The sequence below is a fragment of the Nannocystis pusilla genome, assembly GCF_026626665.1.
GTDB classification, from domain to species: domain Bacteria; phylum Myxococcota_A; class Polyangia; order Nannocystales; family Nannocystaceae; genus Nannocystis; species Nannocystis pusilla.
This window is the reverse complement of record NZ_JAPNKE010000002.1, coordinates 11,318,980-11,334,756: the sequence shown is the minus strand read 5'-3', so window position 1 is coordinate 11,334,756 and position 15,777 is coordinate 11,318,980. Positions and strand designations below refer to the sequence as shown.

Here is a 15,777-nt window from a genome sequence, read left to right as displayed (position 1 = left end):
TGGGGCATCTTCCGCTCATGCGCTTCACCTTCGCCCTGCTGTCCACGGCCCTCCTCACGCTCGCTGCCTGCCCCGATTCCAAGGGCGACACCGACTCTGCCACCGCGACGACGACGACGACCACCACCACCGACGCGAGCACCGGCACCGCGACGACCACCACCGGCGATACGGGCACCTCGGCGCCGACCACCGGAACCACGGGCGATGCCATCGTCCCGTGCGACGGCGCCTTGCCGCCCGCAGGCAGCGCGTGCGAGACCGAGGGCGAGGTCTGCCCCGCGCAGGACGACCTGTGCGTGGCCTTCACCGCCGCGACCTGCGAGGGCGGTGCGTGGGTGCATTTCGACAACGTCCCCGGCCCCGAGTGCGGCGAGGGTTCGTGCGACCCGAGCGACCCGCCGCTCGAGGGCGACCCGTGCACCACCGAGGGCGCCTCGTGCTCGACCGACTGCTCCGACCAGTGCCAGTTCTGCAACAAGTGGACCTGCAGCGAAGGCATGTGGACCCGCATCGAGGTGTTCCCCGAGCCGTGCCTCGAGTGCGACGCGATCTGCGACTTCGTGATCGTGCCGATGTGCGCCGGCGGCCCGCCCGACAAGGCGGCCTGCGTGGCCGGCTGCGAGGACAGCAAGGCCGGCGCCTGCAAGGCCGAGTTCTCCGACCTGCGCGCGTGCGCCGGCGAGCAGCCGACCTTCACCTGCGACGACGCCCAGCGCCCCCTGGTAGCCGGCTGCGAGGACGCGTTCACCGCGTTCTACGCCTGCTCGATGCCGTGATCGCGCCCACCGGCTCGACGCGAGCGGGCCCCGGTGACATCCTGTGCGGGTGATGCCGGCCGCGTCGTCGAACCAGCCCGTGGACACCTCGCGCACGCTCGAGCTCCTCCACTCGCCGCTGAAGATGTTCGGCGTGCTCGTCGGCGGCGTGTTGATGACCTCGCTCTCGCTGGTGTTCGTCCTCCCCGTCTTCCCGGAGCTCGGCGACGACCCCGTGGCATACGCCATCGGGATCGTCGGCACCCTGTTCTTCGGCCTGTGCACCCTCATGATCGTGCGGCAGTGGTTCACGCTGGAGGCCGTGATCACGATCTCTCCCGCCGGCCTCCGCGATGTCCGGGTCGCCCGCGAATTCATCCCCTGGTCGGCGATCGAGCGGCTCTCCACCTGGACCCTCCAGGGCCAGAGCATCCTGGTCGTCGCGGTCGCGCCGGAGGTCGAGTCGCGCTTGACCCTGACGCGGACCGCCCGCTGGACGCGCGGCCCCAATCGCAAGCTCGGCGCCGACGGCCTGTGCGTCACCGCCCACGGCCTGAAGGTCGACTTCGCCGGCCTGGCCGCGCTCGTCCACGCGTACGCCGCGAAGTATGACGCGCCGGCCACCAGGGCCGCGCCCGCGGCCGACTGACCGCTGCCATGAATGCGCGGTGCTCCCCATTCGCGAGCGCTGCGCGAGCCCAGGACCACGGAATCGGATCGCCTCGACGTTCACCGACGACCGCCGCGCGCCCGGGGCCGCCGGAGCTCGCCCCGGCGCTCATGTCCCCTTCGACATGTCCTCTTCGACATGCCCTGACGGGAATGTCTTAAAAGTCATGTCGTGCGGCCGCACGCGGCTATTTCCGCCGGGTGCTGCGCACGGCCACGATCGTGAACACCAGGAACGCGAGCGCCCCGCCGCCGATGTACGGGTAGGTGTTCGCCTCGCTCGCGCGCAAGAGGCGGAGCGTGCCTGCGCCGCTCTCCATCGTCGACATCGCGCTCATGTACTGCGCGCGGTCCTCCGGCAGGACGTCGCCTTGCGGGTCGAACCTCACCTGGGCGAGGGTGGCTTCCGCGGCCTGGAGCCGTTCGCGCGTCTCGGCCAGCGTGCCCTGGAACTTCAGATAGTCGCTGATGCCGGCGCCGGCGACGAGCAGCGCGACGAGCGCGAGGAACCCGGCGGCGAAGGTGGTCGAGGTGAAGGAGCGGCGAGCGGGGGTCGAGGTCATCTCGTGGGACAAGGACGTCGCCTTCTGGACCAGGTCGCACGGGCTCTCGCGAAAAAGCGTGGTTCGTCCGCGTACGCGGAGCCGACCCCCAGGGTGGCCCCCGATCCGCGGCCGTGGCAGGTGTCGCGGCTCGTCGCGCAGGAGACGGGTATGCTGACGCGACTCGACACCCTCCCCGGGAGACGGATGACATGCTGGCGATCGAAAGACTGTTTTGCGAGGAGCTGCTTCGCATTCACCGCCGGCAGGCGCGCTTCCTCGGCGGTCTGCGAGCCACTGCCTACACGTTCCACAAGGAGACCGGCGTGCTCGCGTTCTCGGACGGCACCACCTTCGAGACGCAGATCCTCGGGCTCGAAACCCCCGCAAAGCAGTGGATGTGGGCGTGGGCGGACACCGGGGAGCTCGACTCGTGCCTCACGACGGGTGCGCGCCGGGTGAAGGCGTTCGGGGAGGCGCGCGGGCTCGCCAAGCTGACCACGGGGACGCTCGCCGTGGACCATCTTCGCTGCGCCGGTCACACGCTGGCGGCGATCGCCTCGGTGGTTCACGAGGCCCATCCCTACTTCCGCTGTCAGCACCCGGACGGCGTCGCGCTGTTCGTGCTCGTGACCTCGGCGACCTTGAAGGACGACGCCCGCGGCCTCGATCGCAACACCGCGAGGCAGGCCATCTCCGACATGTTCGCCGCGTACGCGCAAGCGGACGACCTGCTGACCTTGCGCGCGGCGATGGAGGCGGCGGGGTTCGCCGTCGAGTTCACCGAGACCGAGGTGATCGGGCGACGCGGTGACGACGCCCCCATGGTCTTCCAGCGCGCGTGGTTCGATTGATCGCGCCCTCGCGCGAGGCCGCGGTCGAGGACGCGGCCGCGCGGACGATCGACCCGTCTTCGCTACTCACCGGATTCGAACGCCTGCGCCGGGAGGCATGATTCGCACACGGGCCCGCGGTCGGTGAAAGTGATGTCCCGCGCCGGCACTTCGCGGCGGCAGCGGGAGCAGATCGCCTCGTTCGCGACCAGCGAGGGCGCGGGCGCCGGCGGGCCGAAGGGCGACGGCGACGCGGCGGCCGGTGACGCGGCGCTCGCGGCCTCGGCGGCGGCCTCGGCGATCGCGGCGTCGATGCGGTAGCCGAGCGCCTCCTCCTCGACCAGGTCGAGGTCGACCAGCAGATCGCAGACGGCCTGCATGGCGGCCTTCAACTGACCGATCTCGGACCGCTGCGAGTCGACCTGGCGGCGCAGCGCGTCGACTTGCTGCTGCATGAAGCTGTTGTGCGACTGCAGGCGGTCGAGCTCGTCGGCGGCCTCGTTGATGGCCCGAATCTGCTGGCCCTCGTCGAGGGTCCAGAAGCTCAGCTTGCGCATGCCTCACAGGTTATCAGAACCCCACGCGCCGATAGATGCGGCGCGGATCGTCCTCGGCGAGCGCGCAATGGCTGCGGGCGCTGCCACGAATGAGCAATGTTCGCATTCCCGAGCGACCCGCTCCGCGAATCACGGGACCGCGGACGCGGACTCTCTGGAGACACGGGGCGAGATCGCGCGTGCGTCGACGGCCCCTCGCGGTGCCTCGCGCGCTGGCGGATCCGTCGGCTAGACTCGCGTGTCGACGCGCAGATGAGCGATCCCTCGCCGCAGGCGGCTCCATCCTCCAGTTCGGGGAGCTCGCCGACACCATGCGGAAGACCCTCGACGCCGGCGGCCCGACCCTGCCCTCGGCGAGCGGGATCCTCACGCCTGCGGCCCTCGCTCCCGGGCAACTGCTGGCCGAGCGCTACACCGTGCTCGGCTCCCTCGGCGAGGGCGGCATGGGCCTCGTCCTGGCCGCCTACGACGCGCGGCTCGACCGCCGCGTCGCCCTCAAGCTGCTGCGGCACCGCGCCGACGGCTCGAGCGGGCGCGAGGAGCAGGCCCGCCTGGTGCGCGAGGCGCAGGCGATGGCGCGGCTGAATCACCCGAACGTGGTCGCGGTGTACGACGCCGGCGCCCTCGCCGACGGCGCGCTGTTCATCGCCATGGAGTACGTCGAGGGGCAGACGCTGCGGCAGTGGTGCGCCGAGGAGCCGCGGTCGTGGCGGCAGGTGCTGGAGACCTTCCTCGCGGCCGGGCGCGGGCTCGCGGCGGCCCACGCCGCCGGCCTGATTCATCGCGACTTCAAGCCCGACAACGTGCTGGTCGGCAAGGACGGCCGGGCCCGCGTGACCGACTTCGGATTGGCGCGCCACGACCGACCCTCCGAGGCGCCGCCGACGAGCGCCGTCGGCGGACCGCCGGGGCCGGACGGGGCCGTCCTCGCCGCCGAGCTGACCGTCTCGGGCATGCTGGTCGGCACGCCCCGCTACATGGCGTCGGAGCAGCTGCTCGGGGGCCGCACGGCCGATGTCCTCACCGACGTGTTCTCGTTCTGCGTGGCCCTGTACGAGGCGCTGTACGGGCAATACCCGTTCGCCGGCAAGACCCTGTCGCAGCTGCTCCAGGCCCACGCGGCCGGCGCCGTGAGGCCGCCGCCGGCCGCGTCGGACGTGCCGGCCTGGGTCGCTCGCACCGTCTTGCGAGGCCTGAGCGCCGACCGTTCGCGCCGGCCCGCCTCGATGGAGGTCGTGCTGGCCGAGCTCGCCGACGACCCGCAGGCGCGGCGCCGCGGCCAGGCGCTGGCCGCCGCGGCGGTGCTGGTGCTGACGATCCTCGGCGGGCTGGTCGCGTGGGGCTGGCTCGGCGCGCGCGAGCGCGGCTGCGACGGCATGGAGCGGCAGCTCGCGGGGGTGTGGGACACGGACACGAGGGCCCGCGTGACGCAGGCCCTGGCGGCCGCCGACGTGCCGTACGCCGCCGACACCGCGCAGCGCGCCGCGGCGCTGCTCGACGGCTACGCCGACGCGTGGGTGCGCATGCGGACCGAGGTGTGCGAGGTCGCCGGCCGCGATTCGGCCCGGCCGGGCAGCCTCGCGGCGCTGCGCGAATCGTGCCTCGAGCGCCGGCGCAGTCGCCTGCGCGCCCTGACCGAGCTGCTGGCCGGCGGGCCCGATCGCCGGCGGGTCGATCAGGCGGTGCAGGCGGTGCAGGCCCTGCCCGCGCTCGACTACTGCGCCGACGCCGAGGCGCTCACCGCCGCCGTGCCGCCGCCCGAGGACGCGGCCGTGCGCGCCCGCGTGGAGGCCCTGGAGGCGCAGGCGGACCGCCTCGAGGCGCTCTACGAGGCCGGCGAGTACCCGGAGGGCCTGGCGCTCGGCGAGGCGCTGCTGCGCGAGGTGGAGCCGGTCGGCTACGCGCCGCTGCACGCGCGGGTGCTGTTCGTGATGGCCAAGCTGCGCGAGCCGACCGGCGACTACGAGGGCGCCAAGGCCCTGGCCCGCCAGGCGATCGTGGCGGCGGCGCAGGGCAAGGACACGCGGCTCGGCGCGCGCGCGTGGAGTCAGCTGCTGTTCGTGATCGGGGCCCGCCAGGCCCGCGGCGAGGAGGCGCTGGCCCTGTCGCTGGCGCTCGAGGCCGCGGTGGAGCTGGCGGACGACCCGGTCGTGCGCTCCGACGCCGACAACACCCTGGGCCTCACCTTCGTCAACCTCGATCGCTTCGAGGAGGCCCGCCAGCGGCACGCGCGGGCCCTCGCGCTGCGCGAGCGGGCCCTCGGCCCGGAGCACCCCTACACCACCCTGTCGCTCGGCAACCTGGGCCGCGCGCTGCAGGGGCTCGGCCGCTACGAGGAGGCGCGCCGGACCCACGAGCGGGCGCTCGCGCTGCGCGAGAAGGTCCTGGGCCCCGAGCACCCGACCAACGCCTTCTCGCTCAACTACCTCGGCGCCGCGCTGGCGGGCCTCGGCCGCTACGAGGAGGCGAAGGACGCCTACGAGCGGGCGCTGGCGCTGCGCGAGCGGGCCGTCGGCCCCGGCGATCCGGTCGCCCACGGCATCCTCACCGGCCTGGGCAGCGCTCTGGCGGCTCTGGGCCGGCCCGACGAGGCGCGCGAGGCCCACGAGCGGGCGCTGGCGCTGCGCGAGCAGACCCTCGGGCCCGAGTCGCCCCACCTCGCGCTGGCCCTCAACGGCCTCGGGCGCGCGCTGCGAGACCTCGGCCGCTTCGAGGCGGCGCGCCTCCACCACGAGCGCGCGCTGGCGCTGCAGGAGCAGGCTCTCGGCCCGCTGCACCCCAACCTCGCCGCGACGCTGCTGGGCCTCGCGGAGCTCGAGCTGGCGCTCGGCCGACCGACCCAGGCGCTGCCGCTGCTCGAGCGGGCGCTGCCCCTGGCGCCGGTGGAAGAGCGGGCGAACGTCCAGCTCGCGCTGGCCCGGGCGCTGTGGGAATCACAGCAGGACCGCGCCCGCGCCCGCAGCCTGGCGACCGAGGCGGAGGCGCACTGGCGCGAGCTGGGGCACCAGCCGAACCTGGCGCGCGCGGCCCTGTGGCTGGCGACGCACCCGGATACATGAACTTCAGGACATGTCGATAAGCTTATGTCCCTATGAACATGTCCTTTAGCGTCTCGCCATGATCGCACCCCTCCGCTCCGAGGTCGGTGTCATGGCCCCATGTCTCGGGGCCACGTCTTGAAGCGCCCTGTCATTCCGCGCCCGACCGCGGCCACGCCCGGTCATGAGCCCGAGGAGGACGCGACCGATCATTCGACGTCGAGCTCGATCGTGAACTGTTGATCGGCGTCGACGAGGTAGCGGTCGAGCAGCGGCGAGTAGGTCCGGACGTGGACGGTGCGGCCGTCGGGCATGAGCTCGAGCAGCCGCAGGTAGCCCTCGCCCCCGACCGCGCGCATCTGGTAGTTGGCGAGCATCTGGTGGACGACGCGGCCGTGGTCGTCGACGCTGGCGAGGTAGCCGGTGCCGTCGCCGAGGATGTGCCCGCTCAGGGTCATGGCGAAGCGGTGGCGGCGGACCAGCTTCTGCCACAGCTCCTCGCCGTCGTTGACCGACCCGGGGGTCGCGTAGTCGTGCGGGTTGTGCTTCTGCGGGTGCAGCTCGTCGGTGTGGTCCTGACGGAGGTCGTTGTTGTCGAGGTACGCGTGGGTCACGAGGATCCCGAGGCGATCGGGGTGCGCGGTCATCACCGCGTCGGCCCAGGCGACGACCTCGTCGCGCGGGCCCCATTCGAGCAGCAGCGCGATCCAGGCGTGACCGCCGGCTTCGAACAGGCGATACGTGTTGTCGAGCTTGCCCGCCTCGAAGGCGCCGCCGAAGCTCGGCGCCGCCGCGGCGTCGGCGAACGAGAACCACGCGTTGAGGCCGGAGTCGCGGCTGGTGGCCGCGCCCGAGGGGCCGTAGTCGTGGTTCCCGGGCACGAGGGCGTACGGGACGACGCCGTCGAGCAGGCTCATCGCGGCGCTGGCCCGCTCCCACTCGAGGTCGGTGTTGTTGTGGACGATGTCGCCGAGATGAAAGACGTGGGCGATGCCCAGCTCCTCGGCCTTCTGGGAGATCCACCAGGCCTGCATGTCGAGCAGGCCCGGGTAGCCGAGCGCGTAATACTGGGTGTCGGGCAGCACGGCGAACACCGTCGAGCCGGGGGTGAACGGCGACGACTGCAGCGACCGCGCGGCGCTCGCCGGCGGCTCGTCGCCGACGAGCGCCGAGGACCCACCGCGGCGACTGGAAGAGGCCCGGTCGTCGATCGCCTCGAGCTGCGCCGACTCCTCGTCGACCTCCCAGGCCGAATCATGACAGGCCGATGCGAGCAGGCCGATGCCCGCGAACCATGTGTCCCCGAAGCGCCTCATGCCGCGAATGCTGGCAGTCGCGGACGTCGCCCGGGCGGAGCGCCGGAAACTTCTCGCCGGCGATTGTCACGAGCCCGTGGCGAGCGGGCGCGCCGCCGGGCCTGTCTTTGCAGACATGTCCGAAGCGACCGGCCCGGCGGCACGAGCGCCTCGCCACCGGCGGCGCTCGCCGCCGCACATTGAACACATGGCCTTCAGGACAGCTCGCCGCCAGGCTCACGCATCGTCGCCGATCACCGCGTTGGGGAACATCGCCCGCAGCTCGTCCGTGTTCGCGTCGAAGTAGGACAGGAACGCGCGGATCCGCCGCAGCCCCGGCATCACCACCTCGTGCGGCAGCGGCATGCGGTGCGCGACCGACGTCAAGGTCAGCTCCGTGAGCGCGTGCAGGCCACCGAACTCGGCGGGTATTTTATTAAAAATCTTCTCGGGCCAGCCGCAGCTGCCCGGCTCGCCGAGCGTCAGCGACGACAGCTGCGGCAGCGCGGACAGCAGCCGGAACAGCGCCTCCGGCGATTGCTCGAAGCGCGGGTCGAAGTGGGCCGGGCGCTCCCAGTCGTGCAGGTACACGTGGCGCAGCAGCAGCGTCAGCGAGCGCAGCTCCTGCAGCGCGACCAGGTTGTCCGGCAGGCGCGCCAGGTGGTGCGAATCGATGTACAGCTCGCGCAGGCGGGTCAGCGCGGCGAAGCTGCGCGGCAGCGAGGCGAGGTGGAACAGCTCGAGCCGGAGGCTGCGCAGCCGCGTGAGCTCGGCGATCGCCGCGGGCAGGCCCGGGAGCTCGTCGTCGACCAGCTCGAGCCGCTGCAGGCCGCGCAGCTCGGTCAGCGCCGGCGGCAATCCGCGCACGCGCGAGCGCAGGCGCAGCGCCTTGAGGCCCCGGACGTCGCGCAGCACCGCCAGCGCGGTCGCCAGCTCGTCGGGCTCGACGTCGCCGGCCCGCAGCTCGAGCGCCGGGACGTCGCGCAGCGCCGCGACCTCGAGCGATCCGTGGGACAGGTCGACGACGTGCATCGCGGTGATGGTACACGCAGCCGGCGAGCGCGACGACGCCCCGGGCGTGTCGCGCTCCCGTGAATCAGTGCGCCTCGCCCCAGCTGTGGCCGACGCCGATGCCGACCTCGAGCGGGACGTCGAGCGGGTACGGCTGCTCCATCGCCCGCCGCGCCACCTCCACCGTGGCCGCGGCCTCGGCCTCGGGCACCTCGAACACCAGCTCGTCGTGGATCTGTAACAGCATCCGCGCGTGCGGGGCCGCGGCCGGCAGCTCGCGGTCGATCTGCAGCATCGCCAGCTTGCACAGGTCGGCCGCCGAGCCCTGGATCGGCGTGTTGGCGGCGATCCGCTCGCCGGCCGCGCGGTCGGTGTCGTTGCGGCTGGTCAGCTCGGGGATGTAGCGGCACCGGCCGAGCAGGGTGGTGACGTAGCCGCTGGCGTGGGCCTCGGCGATCGTGCGATCGAGCCAGGCGCGGACGCCGGCGTAATATTCGAAATACTGCTCGATGTAGCTCTGGGCCTCCTTGCGGGCGATGCCCAGGATCTGCCCGAGCGCCGTGGCGCCCTGGCCGTAGATCGTGGCGAAGTTGACGGTCTTGCCGACGTTGCGCTGCTCCTTGGTGACGGCCTCGGGCGCGACGCGGAACAGCAGCGCGGCGGTGCTGCGGTGGAGGTCGAGCTTGTCGCGGAACGCCTCGACGAGGCGCGGGTCCTTGCTGAAGTGGGCCAGCACGCGCAGCTCGATCTGGCTCCAATCGGCGGAGATGATGCGCCGCCCCTCGGGCGCGACGAAGGCCCGGCGAATGCGCTGACCCTCGGGCGTGCGCACCGGCGTGCGCTGCAGGTCGGGGTCGGTGGAGATGAGCCGGCCCGACACGCCGACGGTCTGCTGGAAGGTCGCGTGGATCCGGCCGGTCTCGGGCGCGATCGCGTCGCGCAGCACGTCGGTGTACGTATTGATCAATTGGCCAGCTCGCGCTGGGCCAGGATCTCGCGGGCGATCTCGTGCTTGGGCGCGAGCCGCTCGAGCACCTCGGCGTCGGTCGAATAGCCGGTCTTGTTCTTCTTGATGACCGGCAGCTTGAGCTCCTCGAACAGCACGTCGGCCAATTGCTTGGTCGAGCCGATGTTGAACTCGTGCCCGGCGAGCGCGTAGATCCGGGCCTCGATCTCGGCCTTGCGCTCGTGGAACTCCTCGCCCATGCGCGTGAGGTCGTCGCGGTCGACGCGGATGCCGGCCAGCTCCATGCGCGCGAGCACGTACGCGAGCGGGCGCTCGACCGCCTCGTAGTGGGCCGTCTGGCCCGCCTCGGCCAGGCGCTCGTGCAGCACCGGCCCGAGCGCGAGGACGACGTCGGCGAGCTGGGCCGCGTAGGTCGCGGCCGCGGCGACCTCGACCGCGCTCGGGAGCCGCGCCGACTTGCCGCTCTTGAGCAAGGTGGTGACCGCGGGGATCGATCGCTGCACGTACTCGCGGGCGACCTGGTCGAGGCCGTGCGGGATGCACTTGACCGGGTCGACGAGGAACGACGCGACCATGGTGTCGAGCAGCTCGCCGCGGAGGGTGAGGCCGTGGCGCCAGGCGAGGATCGTCAGCTGCTTGAGGTCGTGCACGTACTTCGGGCGGCCCGGATCGCCGAGCAGGCCGCCGAGCAGCTCGATCGCCGGATCGCCGAGCGCCCCGGAAGGGCCGCGGAAGGCCAAATAGAGCGGTTTTTTGCCCGCGGTCGCGATCGCCACGCCGACCAGGTGCGCGTGGTGGACCCGCGTCGGCGGCTCGTACAGCGGCACCACCGCGACCGCCTGCCCGGCCGGCAGCCCGCCGATCGCCGCGCGCGCGGCCTCGAGGGTCGCCGGCACCTCGACCTCGATGTCGGGCGCGTCACCGACCTTGGCGTCGCCGCCGCCGCCGGTCAGCAGCGAGAAGAACTCGAGCTCGCGGTAGAGCGCGTCGAGCTCCTTGGGGTCGGGCGGCACGAGGCGCAGGGCCTCGAGGTCGACCTCGAGCGCGGCGCGGTCGTCGACGGTGGCCAGGTGGCGCCACAGCTTGACGGCCTCGCGGTGCTCCTCGAGCGCGGCCTTCTGCTTGCCCTTGAGCTCCTCGATGTGCGCGTACACGCCGTCGAGCGAGCCGTACTTCTCGAGCAGCCCGGCGGCGCCCTTCTGGCCGATGCCGGGCACGCCGGGGATGTTGTCGACGGTGTCGCCCATCAGCGCCAGGAGGTCGGGGATCTGCGCCGGCGAGACGCCCCACTTCTTGCGCACCAGCTCGGCGTCGTAGGTGACGTCGCGCATCGTGTCCTGCATGCGGATGCCGTCGCCGACCATCTGCGCCAGGTCCTTGTCGCCGGCGACGATCACGACCTCGAGCCCGGCCTCGACGCCGCGCCGCGCCAGAGTGGCGATGATGTCGTCGGCCTCGTAGCCGGGCTGCCGCAGCAGCGGGAAGCGATTCGTCGTCACCAGGCGATCGATGACCGGCAGCTGCTGCGCGAGCTCGCCCGGCATCGACGGCCGCTGGGCCTTGTACTGCGGGTACTTGAGCTCGCGGTGGGTCGGCGCCGAGGTGTCGAACACGACCGCCCCGCGCTCCGGCATGCGGCCCGAGAACAGCTTGCGGAACATGGTCGCGAAGCCGAAGATCGCGTTGGTCGGCAGGCCCGTCTTGGTTTGGAGGTTGGCCGGGATCGCAAAGAACGCCCGGTAGATGAGCCAGGAGCCGTCGACCAGCACGAACCGCTCTGCCTTCGCCATGCGCGGCATCATACGCCGGGGCGCGTTCGCGCGCGAGCCCCCGCCGGGCTCGGCCGCAGCGCTGCAGCGAACGGCCGCCAGCGAGCCCGCAGGGCCTCGCCGTCACGCGCACGACACATGGTTCGTCCCGCGATCGGCGCCCGCGCGACGCGCCGCGCCGCGCTCAGCTCGCGAGCTCACGCGGCCGCGAGGTCGACACCGCCGCGCCGCGCCGCTCCGACCTCGCGCCCTCGATCCTCGAGCGCACCCGGGTACGCGCCTGTCGCCGTCCTCGGACGCGACCCGAACGAATGCGAGGACGATCGTCCGCGCGGTGAGCCGGATCTCGCGCGCCGACGCCCGGTGCGATGATTCGCCGCCTGCCGCCAATCACCGCCCGTCGCCCGGACCGCGAACGATCCCGCGGACGTGCGTCGCGCCGGCGCGGGGCCGCACCGACGATTCGCGGGCTAATCTGCGCCGCGCACCTCGGGCGCCGCGAATGTTCAATGTGCGCCCGAAGTCACCGGTGACATGGCTTGAAGGCCAGGTGCACGAACACCGCGCGGCCGGCGAGATGTGCGACGGGTCGCATGAAATCTCGCGCCCGCCGACCACATTTCATCGCCACGGAGGACGGATGCGGCCGGGCCGGTGGGGAACGACGATCATCGTGGCGCTGGGTGCCTGCCTGCTGATCGGCGGCCCGGCCGGCGCGGCGCCGCTGCTGCGGGCGCAGATCGTCCAGCGCGGCGACTTCGTGCTGCTGGGCAACACGCTCGCCCACGATTGTTCGCCGGTGACCCCGGCGCCGCTGGTCGGGGCGGTGGGCGACTGCGGGGCCGCCACCGTCGACGGGGCGGCCGACGTGCTGTGGCGGGCCGACTCGCCGTTCGCCGGGGCGGCGGCGGCGAGCGTGGCGATCGAGCTCGACAAGGCCCGCAGCTCGGCGGTGCTGCTCTTGCCGCCGGGCGCCGAGATCACGCACGCGTTCCTGTATTGGGGCGCCCAGCTGGCGATCGCCGGCGCCGACTCCACCGTCCGGCTCGAGCGGCCCGGCTTCCTCGACCTCGAGCTGGCGGCCGACACCTGCTACGTCGGCGCCGACGGCAGCTACGTGTGCTCGGTCGACGTCGGCGAGCTGGTGATCGACCAGGGCCCGGGGCTCTACCGCGTCTCGGGCGTGAAGGTGCGGCCGTTCTTCAACCTGGTCGACGAGGAGGTGTTCGCCGCCTGGTGGATGGTGGTGGTGTACGAGCGGCCGTTCGACCCGCTGCGCAGCATCGGCGTGTACGAGGGCCTCGACGCGGTGGGGCCGCTGCAGCCGTGCGAGGCGGCGATGACGGGCTTCGTCGTGCCGACGACGGGCGTCGCCGGCACGCTCGGCCTCGTGGGCCTCGCCGGCGACCACGACGTCCTCGGCGACCAGGTGCTGCTCTCCGATTGGCCGCTCGGCGACGCGCTCAACCCGTTCGACGACTTCTTCAACGGCACGCGCTCGGCCTTCGGCTTCCCGGTGTCGGTCGCCGGCGACCTGCCGCGGCTGTCGGGCCTGCCCGCCAGCACCTCGGGCCTCGACCTCGACGTCGTCGACATCTCCAGCCGGCTCGATCCCCTGCAGACCTTCCTGCCGCTGACCGTGACGACCGCCGCCGACTCGCTCCTGCTGGCCACCGCGGTCGTCTCGGTCACCACCGCCGCGCCCGACCTCAGCATCGTCGAGACGTGGGAGGACCTGAACGGCGGCGCGTGCGTGCCGGGCGACATCATCGAGTACACGATCGAGGTCACCAACGTCGGCAACGACGCGGCCGTCGAGGTCGTCCTCACCGACGAGCTGCCCGACGGCGTGACCTTCGTGCCGGGCACGCTCGAGATCGTCGAGGGCGAGGAGCCGGGGTTCCTGTCGGATGTCGCGTTCGACGACGAGGGCGAGGTCCTGGACGACGAGCTGGTGGTCCGCCTCGGCGTCGGCGCCGACGAGGAGGTGGGCGGGTCGCTGGCGATCGGCGAGTCGACGGTGGTCCGCTTCCAGGTCGTGATCGACGACGACGCCGAGGGCATCATCGCCCACCAATGCTCGGTGGTGGCCGCGGGCGAGCTCGGCGCGCCGGTGGCCGAATTTCCGGCGCCGGAGCTCGAGCAGCCGCCGATCGAGTTCCTGGTCGAGGAGTGCGACGACGACTCCGACTGCCCCGCCGACGTGCCGCTGTGCGACCTCGGGCCGGTGCCGAACGTGTGCGTCGAGTGCCTGGAGGACGCCGACTGCGAGTCGCCCGAGGTGTGCGATCCGCTGACGAGCACCTGCGAGTGCGAGGCCGAGGGCCCCGAGCTGTGCGACGGCCTCGACAACGACTGCGACGGGGACATCGACGAGGACTTCGCCGTCGGCGACCCCTGCGAGGTCGGCGTCGGCGAGTGCGTCGCCGAGGGCTCGCTGGTGTGCGACGACTTCGGCGACGTCGTCTGCGACGCCGTCCCCGGCGCGCCCGCCCCCGAGCTGTGCGACGGCCTCGACAACGACTGCGACGGCGAGGTCGACGGCGACTGCTCCAAGTGCGGGATCGACCTCGAGTGCGGCGGCCCGTTCTCCGGCCGGATCTGCGTGGTCGGCTTCTGCGTCGACGGCTGCCGCGGCGCCGGCAACTTGTGCCCGCTCGGCCTCGAGTGCTCGTCCGGGGGCGTGTTCCCCGGTCAGTGCTTCGACCCGGACCTGCTCGGCGACTCGCCGCCGGGCGACCCGCAGCCGGGCGACCTCGTCGACCAGGGCGGGGTCGGCCCGATCAGCTGCACCTGCGACGACCGGCCAGGCGAACGGCCCGGCCCGTGGCTGCTGGTCCTGGCCGGGCTGGCCCGCCGGCGCCGCGCGCGGGCCCGCGTCGCGCCGCGCTGAGCCGGAGTCGAGCCGCCGGGGCTCATGACCGCGAGGACATGCTCTTCAGAGAATGTCCTTCAGGACATGCTCTCCGAGGCATGTCCCCGGGGACACGGCGCCGCCGCGTCACATGCGGATGACCTCGCCGCGGTGGTAGCTGAGCTTGCGGCCGCTGGGGTCGAACACGATCACGCAGTCGTCCGCGCCGACGCTGGCGGCCCGGTGCGGCCCGAGCTCGAACAGCAGGAACGAGCGCTGGTTGAGGCCGACGCAGGCGTGGTGGCGGAAGCGGCGCGCGAGGTAGGACAGGTTGTCCGGGTCGTCGGTCTGGATCCGCTCGGTGCAGTGGGGGAACAGCTGGATGTCGCGGACCAGCGCGAGGCCGCGGTCGTAGAGCTGGAAGTCGCGCCGCTTGGTGGCGAAGTCGTCGTAGATGATGACCCGCTCGCACAGCACCATCGCCCCGGCCGACATCGCCACCAGCTGGGTGCCGCGGCGCAGCGCCTCCGCCAGGGCGTCGCGCAGGCGGAAGAACCGCAGCGCGTCGAGCAGCAGGTCGAGGTGGCCGCCGAACAGGATGATGCTGTTGGCCGAGAGGATCCGCCGCTCCAGCCGCTGCTGCGCGGCGCGCCAGGCCGGGTCGTAGTGCAGGCCCACCGCGTCGAAGGTGCGCTGCTCGATCTGGTCGAGCAGGCTCACCAGGTGGTCGTCGTTCGCCTCGAGCGTGTCGAGCGCGTGCCGCAGCTCGCGCGACAGCGTGTAGCGCAGCAGCTTGCCGCCGTGGCCGTAGTGGCCCTGATCGCCGGCGAGGCGCGCGACCGTGATCGTCGGATCCTCGCGCTTGGCGACCGCCAGAGTGCGGCGGAACAGCTGGATCAGGTGGGCGTTGTGCTCGAGGTAGAAGGCCCGCGCCATCTCGGCGATCCGGCGCTCCTCGTGCCACGCCGCGAGCAGCCGCGGGGCGGTACGCGCGAGCGCGCGGACCTCGTGGAGCAGCGAGAGGTTGACCAGGTTGGTGTCGTAGCCGTCCTCGTAGTGCGAGGGCAGGCCGATGCCGTTGAGCGACCGCTTGACGTGCCCCTCGTCGTGCTCCCCTTCGCCCCAGGCGGCGGTGACGAGCACGACCCGCCGCGACCGCGCGACCTCGGGATCTTCGTGCCGGGACGACAGCAGGAGCGGCGCCGCCGTCTGCACCAGCGCGTCGACGGTCTCGGCGTTGCCGTTGAAGAGAACTGCGCCTCGCATGCGGCCGCGATGGTAACGCAAGCCGCGCGGCGCAGGGTCGCGCGAGCGACGCCGGGCAGCCCCTCCCACCCCGCCGCCTGGGCGCGCCCCGGACCCGTGTTTGGGGACGGCACGCGCGCCGCGAGGGTCCTGACGCGCCCGGAGCTCCGGCCACCGCACGGCTCGCGTCTCGACACACCACTCGCTGGCGAGAGAGAGCGGCCGCTCGCCGCCGAAGC

10 protein-coding genes and 1 pseudogene are annotated in these 15,777 nt (G+C 72.6%); 5 read left to right on the top strand and 6 right to left on the bottom strand.

The annotated features are described in order from the left end of the window. Positions 1 to 17 precede the first annotated feature (17 nt). Both OV079_RS50130 and OV079_RS50125 read left to right on the top strand, forming a co-directional pair. Entirely contained in the window at positions 18 to 779 is a 762-nt protein-coding gene (locus OV079_RS50130) for a hypothetical protein (protein ID WP_267777611.1), read from the top strand. A gap of 79 nt (positions 780 to 858) precedes the next feature. Continuing rightward, a complete protein-coding gene (locus tag OV079_RS50125; protein WP_267777609.1) occupies positions 859 to 1,407 on the top strand; it encodes an STM3941 family protein in 549 nt (182 codons plus the stop codon). Positions 1,408 to 1,615: 208 nt separating this feature from the next. On the opposite strand, the gene OV079_RS50120 is transcribed toward OV079_RS50125, so the two are convergent. Next, the gene (locus tag OV079_RS50120; RefSeq protein ID WP_267777607.1) at positions 1,616 to 2,002 is read right to left on the bottom strand and encodes a hypothetical protein; all 387 of its coding nucleotides are present in this window, start codon (positions 2,000 to 2,002) and stop codon (positions 1,616 to 1,618) included. Between the two features lie 101 nt (positions 2,003 to 2,103). On the opposite strand from OV079_RS50120, the gene OV079_RS50115 reads away from it, so the two are divergent. Further along, complete coding sequence (locus tag OV079_RS50115; protein WP_267777605.1) at positions 2,104 to 2,823, top strand: DUF6882 domain-containing protein; 720 nt, start codon at positions 2,104 to 2,106, stop codon at positions 2,821 to 2,823. 62 nt (positions 2,824 to 2,885) lie between these two features. Here OV079_RS50115 and OV079_RS50110 read toward each other — a convergent pair whose 3' ends face one another. Then, positions 2,886 to 3,359: a hypothetical protein gene (locus tag OV079_RS50110; RefSeq protein ID WP_267777602.1), complete on the bottom strand. Its 474-nt coding sequence runs from the start codon at positions 3,357 to 3,359 to the stop codon at positions 2,886 to 2,888. Positions 3,360 to 3,670: 311 nt separating this feature from the next. Between OV079_RS50110 and OV079_RS50105 the strand changes: the two genes are divergently transcribed. After that, entirely contained in the window at positions 3,671 to 6,418 is a 2,748-nt protein-coding gene (locus OV079_RS50105) for a serine/threonine-protein kinase (RefSeq protein WP_267777599.1), read from the top strand. Positions 6,419 to 6,606: 188 nt separating this feature from the next. Here the strand turns inward: OV079_RS50105 and OV079_RS50100 are convergent, their stop codons facing one another. From OV079_RS50100 to polA, 3 genes and pseudogenes are all read right to left on the bottom strand, one after another. After that, a complete protein-coding gene (locus tag OV079_RS50100; protein ID WP_267777596.1) occupies positions 6,607 to 7,713 on the bottom strand; it encodes a metallophosphoesterase in 1,107 nt (368 codons plus the stop codon). A gap of 216 nt (positions 7,714 to 7,929) precedes the next feature. After that, entirely contained in the window at positions 7,930 to 8,724 is a 795-nt protein-coding gene (locus tag OV079_RS50095) for a leucine-rich repeat domain-containing protein (RefSeq protein ID WP_267777594.1), read from the bottom strand. A 64-nt stretch (positions 8,725 to 8,788) separates the two neighbouring features. Beyond that, positions 8,789 to 11,460 (bottom strand): annotated as a pseudogene (gene polA, locus OV079_RS50090) (DNA polymerase I). A 652-nt stretch (positions 11,461 to 12,112) separates the two neighbouring features. On the opposite strand from polA, the gene OV079_RS50085 reads away from it, so the two are divergent. Further along, a complete protein-coding gene (locus OV079_RS50085; protein WP_267777592.1) occupies positions 12,113 to 14,332 on the top strand; it encodes a MopE-related protein in 2,220 nt (739 codons plus the stop codon). Positions 14,333 to 14,440: 108 nt separating this feature from the next. On the opposite strand, the gene OV079_RS50080 is transcribed toward OV079_RS50085, so the two are convergent. Further along, entirely contained in the window at positions 14,441 to 15,559 is a 1,119-nt protein-coding gene (locus OV079_RS50080; protein ID WP_267777589.1) for a Type 1 glutamine amidotransferase-like domain-containing protein, read from the bottom strand. Between the last annotated feature and the right edge of the window lie 218 nt (positions 15,560 to 15,777).

Excerpts from the sequence above, each read along its gene's own strand:
- OV079_RS50110 (WP_267777602.1), bottom strand. The coding sequence starts at position 3,359 with ATGCGCAAGCTGAGCTTCTGGACCCTCGACGAGGGCCAGCAGATTCGG.
- OV079_RS50105 (WP_267777599.1), top strand. The coding sequence starts at position 3,671 with ATGCGGAAGACCCTCGACGCCGGCGGCCCGACCCTGCCCTCGGCGAGC.
- OV079_RS50130 (WP_267777611.1), top strand. The coding sequence starts at position 18 with ATGCGCTTCACCTTCGCCCTGCTGTCCACGGCCCTCCTCACGCTCGCT.
- OV079_RS50095 (WP_267777594.1), bottom strand. The coding sequence starts at position 8,724 with ATGCACGTCGTCGACCTGTCCCACGGATCGCTCGAGGTCGCGGCGCTG.
- OV079_RS50100 (WP_267777596.1), bottom strand. The coding sequence starts at position 7,713 with ATGAGGCGCTTCGGGGACACATGGTTCGCGGGCATCGGCCTGCTCGCA.
- OV079_RS50080 (WP_267777589.1), bottom strand. The coding sequence starts at position 15,559 with ATGCGAGGCGCAGTTCTCTTCAACGGCAACGCCGAGACCGTCGACGCG.